This window comes from Arthrobacter sp. RIT-PI-e (assembly GCF_001187915.1).
Classification (GTDB): Bacteria; Actinomycetota; Actinomycetes; order Actinomycetales; family Micrococcaceae; genus Arthrobacter_D.
Map to the genome: position 1 here is coordinate 18,940 of NZ_LGIU01000044.1, position 8,308 is coordinate 27,247.

The window sequence follows — 8,308 nt, forward strand, 5'->3', positions numbered from 1 at the left end:
TGACACGCGAAGTGAGGAAGAATCATGACCGATCACCACCACACCCAGCCCCGCTCCGCCGAGGGACCGTCCCGCCGCATGCTGCTCGCCTGGGGCTCCGCAGCCCTGGTGGCGGGCTCCGTCGGGCTCGGTGCGGCACCCGCCGTCGCCGCACCCGCCTCGCCCGGGAACGGCCGCGGATCCGCCAAGGACCCCGTGTCCGCGGCGTCGATCACCGCGGCGTACGCCTTCCTCGCAGCGCGTCACGACCAGTACGGCACCGGGTCCACCCTGCGGTTACCGCAGAGCTACGACGGCGGCTTCTTCGCCTCCATCGGCTTCGTCTCGTCCTTCACCTACGACAACGCGCTGACCATCCTCGCGTGGCTCGCCTCCGGCGGTTCCGCCGAACTGGCGCGCGCCCGGGTCCTCGCCGACACGCTGCTGTACGCACAGGACAACGACCCGGTGGGCGACGGACGGACGCGGGCCTCCTACCAGCCGGACCCCTTCATCACCCGGGACGGCAGCCCGCAGATCGGCTCGCCCGCGGCCAACACCGGCAACCAGGCGTGGTTCGGCATGGCCATGGCCCAGCTCTTCCAGCGCACCCGGGAGCAGCGTTACCTGCGCGGGGCCCTGCGTTCGGCCACCTGGATCCAGGAGAAGACCCTGGACGAGCAGCGGCTCCCCGCCGGGTACACCGGGGGCCGGAGCGGCGACGACATCGCGTTCACCTTCAAGGCGACGGAGCACAACATCGACATCGGGGCCTTCTTCACCATGCTGGCGCGCGTCACCGGGGACCGGGTGTGGGCGCAGCGGGCGGACATCGCCTTCGGTTTCGTCCGGGCCATGTACGACGACGCCACGGGCAAGATCTGGACGGGCACCACCGAGGACGGCTCCACCATCAACCGCTTCCCGCTGCCGGCCGACGTCCAGACCTGGGCCTCACTGGCGACGGGGGATCCGAGGTACCGGCGGTCGGTGAGCTGGGTGGTGGACAACCTCCTGGTCACGGACGGCGCCTTTACCGGCTCGAGCTACAGCAACGCAGACGTGAGCAAGGTGTGGTTCGAGGGCTCCGCGCACCTGGCGCTCGCCCTGGGACAGTCGCGGCGGGACCGGGGCCTCCGTGCGGTGCTGCTGACCTCCATCGAGGCAGCACAGACCACCGCCCTCAACGCCGACGGCCGGGGCATCGTGGCCGCCTCGAACGACGGACTGGATACGGGCTTCGGGGACCTCTACTACGCAGCACCCCACACCGGCGCCACGGCCTGGTACCTGATGGCGGCGCTGGACCACAACCCCTTCGTGCTGCAGCGGAAGTAGCTGTTCGTCGAGGTCGCTGGGCACCTCCACCGCCGCAAGCGTCCAGCGGCCTCGCCTGACCACCGCCCTCAAACCATCACAACCCGCAAGTCTTCGAAGGAGAACGATGATGTTCGACCAGCAACGCACCCCAGCGTCCGCACCGCTCGCGCGGCGCGACGTCCTACGCCTCGCAGCCCTCACCGCGTCCATTGGTGCCATCGGCACAGGAGGACTCCTGTCCCCTGACCGAGCACAAGCAGCCACTGTGCCCTCCGCAACGTCACTCACCAACGCCTACTCCTTCCTGGCCGGCCAATTCGACCAGTACGGCACCGGCACCGCACTGCGGCTTCCCTCGAGCTACAAAGGCGGTCAGCTCGCGGGCTTCATCTCCTCCTTCGCCTACGACGACGCCCTGGTGATCCTCGCGTGGCTGGCCAGTGGAACCGCCGCCGACCGGCAGCGTGCCATCGTACTGGGGGACAGCCTCATCCACGCCCAGTCCACCGACCCGCTGGGTGACGGGCGGACACGTGCCTCCTACCAGCCGGACTCGTTCCGCGCCGGCGCCGCCCCGGAGATCGGGTCCGCCGCCGCCAACACCGGCAACCAGGCCTGGGTAGGAATGGCCCTGGCCCGGATCTTCGGCATCACCGGTCAACGCCGCTTCCTGGACGCTGCCCTACGGCTCGCGACCTGGATCCAGACCACCGGCTGGGACGGCACCCGCGCTCCCTTCGGGTACACGGGTGGCCGCGACGGGAGCAATACACCCATCACCTACAAGTCCTCCGAGCACAACATCGACGTCGGCGCCTTCTTCACCATGCTGGGCGCCTTGACCGGGGACACGACCTGGACCACGCGTGCACAGAGCGCCTACTCCTTCGTTGCTGCCATGCGGAGCAGTGGCGGGTGGGTGTGGACGGGCACCGACACGGACGGCAGGACCATCAACACCACCCCGGTCCCTGCGGATGTGCAGACCTGGGCCTACCTGGCCACGGGTGACGTCCGCTACAGCCCGGCCGTGACCTGGGTGATCAACAACCTGATGACCACCGACGCCGGTATCACCGGATCCAGCTACAGCAGCACGGACACGTCGAAGGTATGGCTCGAGGGTTCGGCCCAGTTGGCGCTCGCCGTCCGCGCCCGGGGCACCACCGGAGACCCTGCCCTGTACACGTCACTCATGGGTAACATCGAGAAGGCCCAGACAACATCGCCGAATTCGGACGGACGCGGAATCGTCGCCGCCTCCACTGACGGTCTGCTGACCGGGTTCGGTGACACGTACTCCGCGAGTCTGCACACGGGGGCAACGGCGTTCTACCTCATGGCAGCGAAGGGCTACAATCCGTTCCGCCTGTGAGGCACTGCCAGTAATACAATTACGCAAGTGACCGCACGCAGCTACGACATTGTTAGTTGCGCACACCCTACCTTCCAGGGCATTTTGGGGTGACGGGAATGCCCTGAAATCGAAAAGTGCCTCCTCGTCAAGCACCAGGGACTTGGCCCCTCCCGAATTGAGCGCCGCCGGCAGCTCAGCCGACGGCGTGCTATCGGTAATCGGGTAGTCCGCACCCTCCCGCGCGATAGGCTGCGCGAACAACCCTCAGTTGAGCTTCGCGGAGTCAGTCAGAAACGCCGAGCAGCTGGACGCCAAAGATGTAGAAGATCAAGAAAAATTTATTGATCAATGCGGCTCCGACGGTGATGAACCAGCCGAGCAGGATCAGTGCGATGCAGAACGCGGACCGGCGTATGGATTCCGCGATGGTCGACTCTTCGGGGTATGCGCATATGAGCGAGAGACTTGAAAACGAAGAACAGAACCGCACTGGCGAGGATTATGGCCTAATCGTGAAAGAGATCTGCGTGAGGGGCTCCCAGGAGGTAGACGTGATCAGGACGCCGAGGCCTCCTCCGCCCAGTACGAAAACGGGGACCAATCGGCCAGGAAGCTTGCGCCATCCGTATTGACGAGCCCATCACAGACAGGGGCACTCCCCTCGATAAATTAATACCAATGCATAGAGCAACCCGATTGTTCCTCGTCACCGAGCTCTGCCCCAGAGCGACTCACGGCATCATTTTATGTCGTGAGAGGGAAGAAAACCGGCATCGTCAGATGCGAGTGAACAGGAAAATCTCTCCTCAAGAATTTTGGAGGCCAGCTTATCCGGAAATGAGGAACTTCATCACCATGCTGCGACTCCCAGTCGCAACAGGAGCGGTTATTGCATAGATGGTGAGATATTCAGATGCTCTCATAATTACGGCTGTGCGGAAGCGTGGGAAACTCTCCTAGTGGATATTATGACCTAGACTGCAGAGTGGCTGAATCCTTCGCGCCGTTCAGATGGTTCAAGTAATTGAACGTTCTTGCGGATATAATTCATTTCACCTTGACTTATTCTGGCCAATCTTATTGGCATTGATAGATCAACGATCTCCGGTTATACCGGTACTCTCCCGCACCACCAGCCGCGTCGGCACCAGCTCCCGCCCCGGCTCTGTCGAGTTCTCCCGCATCTGCTTGAGCACCTTGTCCACGCACCGCCGGCCCAGCTCCGCGAAGTCCTGGTGCACCGTCGTCAGCGGCGGGCTGAACGAGGTGCTGTCCGGGATGTCGTCGAAGCCCACGATCGAGACGTCCTCCGGCACCCGCACGCCCTTCTCCGCGAAGGCCCGCAGGATGCCCAACGCCATCTGGTCGTTCGCCGCGAACACCGCCGTGCAGTCCGACGCAATCAGTTCCAGACCCGCCTCGTACCCCGAGTCCGCCGACCAGTCCCCCCGCAGCAGCGGCGGCTCGGCACAATCCCGCGCCGCCAGGGTGGAACGCCATGCCGTCACCCGTCGTTCCGCCGCGAACGACGCGGACGGCCCAGCAACATGCCACACGGTCGAGTGCCCCAGGTCCAGCAGGTGCTCCACGGCCTTCTGCGCGCCGTCGGCCTGGTCCGTGTCGATCACGCTGTACCCGTCGCTCGCCTCGGAGTCCACCACCACCGCGTGCACACCCGGAGGCAGCGGCACCGTGGCCGAGTCCAGCAGATGCACCTCCATCACCACGATGACCGCGTCCACCGCCAGCTCGTGCAGCCGGGAGTACGCACCGCGCACCCCCGCCTGGGTGGGCGCCGACACCGGGATCAGCGTGACCACGTAGTCCTCCTCGGCCGCCCGTGCCGCGATCGCCTCGAGGGTGCGCATGTTCCCCGTGGTGGCCAGCGTGAACAGCAGGACCCCGATGGTCCGGAAGCTCCCCCGCTTGAGCGCCCGCGCAGCGCTGTTGGGCCGGTACCCCAGCTGATCCATGGCCTCGATCACCCGCTGCTGCGTGGACTCGACCACCCCCGCACCGCCGTTGGACACCCGTGACACCGTCTGCGCCGAGACACCCGCCAATCGGGCGACGTCGGACATCGAGACACGCCGGTCCTCGCGGACGGGAGTTTGACGTGATGCGGGACTCATGTGACGATCGTAACAACAATGTTTGCGTAAACATCTACAGCTGATAGCAGGGATGTTTGCGCAACCATCGGCCCAGTCCTAAGGAAGCAGCTATGACGACGGCGTCACCCCCACCCGCCGTGCTCGGCACCCAGCCGGAGCCCGCGAAGAAAGCGCCTAAGCGCCCCCAGAAACGCTCGTGGTCGGGCTGGCTCTTCATCGGCCCGTTCATGGCGATCTTCGCGATCGTGTTCCTGGCACCCATCGCCTACTCCATCTGGCTGAGCTTCTTCCGCAACCAGATCGTGGGCGGCAACGCCTTCGTGGGACTCGCGAACTACCAGCAGGCGCTCTCGGACTCCCAGTTCTGGTCGGCCCTGATCCGGGTCACGGTGTTCCTCGCCGTCCAGGTGCCCATCATGCTCCTGATCGCCATGATCGTGGCCCTGGCCATCGACAGCGGCAGGCTCTACGGGAAGTCCTTCTTCCGCATCTCCATCTTCCTGCCGTACGCGGTCCCCGCGGTGGTGGCCAGCCTCATGTGGGGCTTCATGTACGGGACGCGGTTCGGCCTCGTCGGCAACATCAACGAGGCCCTCGGCACCAACATCCCGAACCCGCTCTCGCCCGACCTGATCCTCCTGGCGATCGGCAACATCGTCACGTGGGAGTTCATCGGCTACAACATGCTGATCTTCTACTCCGCACTCCGGGTGATCCCGAAGTCGCTCTACGAGGCCGCGGAGATCGACGGCGCCAGCCAGTTCCGCCTGATCACCGCCATCAAGCTGCCCGCCATCCGCGGCGCCATGGTGGTGGCCGCCATCTTCTCGGTGATCGGCAGCTTCCAGCTCTTCAACGAGCCGGCGATCCTGCAGAGTCTCGCGCCGAACTCCATCTCCACGTTCTTCACCCCCAACTACTACGCCTACTCGCTGAGCTTCAACGGTCAGCAATTCAACTACTCCGCCACGATCGCCATCATCATGGGCCTGATCACCATGGCCATCGCCTACGCGGTGCAGCTCCGTGGCATGCGGAAGGAAGGCTGACCGTGAGCGTCGCCGTCGAACCCGCCCGCACGCGGGACACGAAGCCGAGGTCCGGGCACGTGCGCATGAGGAGCACCCGCTACAGCGTGGACAAGCCGAGGCGCAGTGTCCTGCTGACCGTGCTCACGGGTCTCGTGCTGATCTACAGCCTCGTGCCCCTGGTCTGGCTGCTCATCAACTCCTCGAAGACCCAGAGCGATCTCTTCAGCTCGTTCGGGTTGTGGTTCAGCGGGGACTTCGCCCTGTTCACGAACATCGCGGACACCGTGACCTACGACGACGGCATCTTCGTCCGCTGGTTCCTCAACACCGTGATGTACGTGGTGGCGGGTGCCGGTGGGGCCACGTTCCTCGCCGTGCTCGGAGGGTACGCCCTCGCGAAGTTCGACTTCCCGGGCAAGAAGGCCGTGTTCGCCGTCGTCATCGGCGCTGTGGCCGTTCCCGGAACGGCCCTCGCGGTGCCCACGTTCCTGATGTTCAGCGAGATCGGCCTGACCAACACGCCGTGGGCCGTGATCATCCCCACCCTCATCTCGCCCTTCGGCCTGTACCTGATGTGGACGTTCGCCTCCCAGGCCATCCCCACGGAACTCCTGGAATCGGCGCGCATGGACGGTGCGGGCGAGTTCCGCACGTTCTTCCAGATCTGCCTGCCGCTCCTCGGCCCGGGCGTGGTCACCGTGTTGCTCTTCACCATGGTGGCCACCTGGAACAACTACTTCCTGCCCCTGATCATGCTCCGCAACCCGGACTGGTACCCGCTGACCCTGGGCCTGAACACCTGGAACGGGCAGGCCTCCACGGCGGGCGGTGACGCGATCTTCAACCTCGTGATCACCGGCTCGCTCCTGACCATCCTGCCCCTGGTGGCGGCGTTCCTGCTGCTGCAGCGCTTCTGGCAGTCCGGCCTCAGCGCCGGTGCCGTCAAAGAGTAATCCCCTCCCGAACCACCTTCCCCCACAACGATGAAGTGAAGAGGAATCCCATGAAGAACCGAATCTCCCCGGCCGTGCTCCGCGGCTCCGCACTGGCCCTCGCGGCGATGCTCGCCCTCACCGCCTGCGGCGGGAACGACGACGGCGGGTCGGCAGGCGAGGAGGTCAGCGCCGACGACGTCCAGGCAGCCCTCGACGAAGGCGGCTCGATCACCATCTGGTCGTGGGAGCCCACCCTCGACACCGTGGTGGCGGCCTTCGAGGAGGAGCACCCCAACGTGGACGTGAACCTCGTGAACGTCGGAACCGGCAACGACCACTACACCGCGCTGCAGAACGCCATCGCAGCCGGCTCCGGTGTCCCCGACATCGCCCAGCTCGAGTACTTCTCCCTCCCCCAGTTCGCGCTCACCGACGCCGTCCAGGACCTCAGCGGCTACGGCGCCGGCGATCTTCAGGACACCTTCAACACCGGCCCGTGGAACTCCGTGCAGGCGAACGGGGGCATCTACGGCCTGCCCATGGACTCCGGCCCCATGGCCCTGTTCTACAACCAGGACGTCTTCGAGAAGCTCGGCGTCGAGGTGCCCACCACCTGGGAGGAGTACGTCGATGCGGCCCGCGCCCTGCACGAGGCGGACCCGAGCGTCTACATCGCCAACGACACGGGCGACGCTGGCCTCGCCACCAGCCTCATGTGGCAGGCAGGCGGCCGGCCCTACCAGGTGGACGGCACGGACGTGACCATCAACTTCTCCGACGAGGGCTCCACCAAGTTCACCGAGACCTGGCAGCAGCTCCTCGACGAGGACCTCCTGGCTCCCATCACATCCTGGGGTGACGAGTGGTACCAGGGCCTCGGCAACGGCACCATCGCCACCCTGGCCACCGGCGCCTGGATGCCGGCCAACTTCGAGTCCGGCGTGCCCGCCGCCTCGGGCCAGTGGCGCGCAGCGCCGCTCCCCCAGTGGGAGGACGGCGAGAACGTCAGCGCCGAGAACGGTGGCAGCGCCCTGACCATCACCGAAGCCAGCGAGCAGGGCGCCCTCGCCTACGCGTTCCTCGAGTACGCCAACGTGGGTGACGGCGTGCAGATGCGTGTCGACGAAGGTGCCTTCCCCGCCACTGCCGCGACTCTCGAGTCCGAGGAGTTCCTCAGCGACGAGTTCGAGTACTTCGGTGGTCAGCCGGCCAACGAGATCTTCGCCGAGTCGGCGCAGAACGTGGGTGAGGGCTGGTCCTACCTGCCCTTCCAGGCCTACGCCAACACCATCTTCAACGACACCGCCGGCCAGGCCTACGTCTCCGGCACCACCCTCACCGAGGGCCTGAAGAACTGGCAGGACGCCAGTATCCGGTACGGCTCGGAGCAGGGTTTCACCGTCTCCGAGTAGTTCCCCGCGGGCGGGAGCGGAAGCTCCCCCCCGCCCCCCCCCCCCGCCGTCCCCGCCCTCCCCGTCCCCGCCCCCGGGGGCGACGGCCGCCGCCGCCACCCCCCGGCCCTTGCACCCACCTCACCCCCCCCACGCCCCCCAGGCGGGCGGTCCCCGCGCG

At 66.0% G+C, this 8,308-nt stretch carries 6 protein-coding genes; 5 read left to right on the forward strand and 1 reads right to left on the reverse strand.

Going from position 1 to position 8,308, the window contains the following annotated elements:
• Positions 1-24 precede the first annotated feature (24 nt).
• Positions 25-1,317 (forward strand): hypothetical protein, encoded by a 1,293-nt coding sequence (locus AC792_RS05325; protein ID WP_235436401.1) that lies wholly within the window; start codon positions 25-27, stop codon positions 1,315-1,317.
• Between the two features lie 106 nt (positions 1,318-1,423).
• Complete coding sequence (locus AC792_RS05330; RefSeq protein ID WP_152916034.1) at positions 1,424-2,674, forward strand: hypothetical protein; 1,251 nt, start codon at positions 1,424-1,426, stop codon at positions 2,672-2,674.
• 1,076 nt (positions 2,675-3,750) lie between these two features.
• On the opposite strand, the gene AC792_RS05340 is transcribed toward AC792_RS05330, so the two are convergent.
• Positions 3,751-4,788 (reverse strand): LacI family DNA-binding transcriptional regulator, encoded by a 1,038-nt coding sequence (locus AC792_RS05340; RefSeq protein ID WP_235436403.1) that lies wholly within the window; start codon positions 4,786-4,788, stop codon positions 3,751-3,753.
• Between the two features lie 92 nt (positions 4,789-4,880).
• Between AC792_RS05340 and AC792_RS05345 the strand changes: the two genes are divergently transcribed.
• From AC792_RS05345 to AC792_RS05355, 3 genes are all read left to right on the forward strand, one after another.
• A complete protein-coding gene (locus AC792_RS05345; RefSeq protein ID WP_049829539.1) occupies positions 4,881-5,819 on the forward strand; it encodes a carbohydrate ABC transporter permease in 939 nt (312 codons plus the stop codon).
• 65 nt (positions 5,820-5,884) lie between these two features.
• On the forward strand, positions 5,885-6,754 hold the full coding sequence (locus AC792_RS05350) for a carbohydrate ABC transporter permease (RefSeq protein WP_082177475.1): 870 nt from the start codon (positions 5,885-5,887) through the stop codon (positions 6,752-6,754).
• Between the two features lie 50 nt (positions 6,755-6,804).
• A complete protein-coding gene (locus tag AC792_RS05355; RefSeq protein ID WP_049829541.1) occupies positions 6,805-8,148 on the forward strand; it encodes an ABC transporter substrate-binding protein in 1,344 nt (447 codons plus the stop codon).
• Positions 8,149-8,308: the final 160 nt, after the last annotated feature.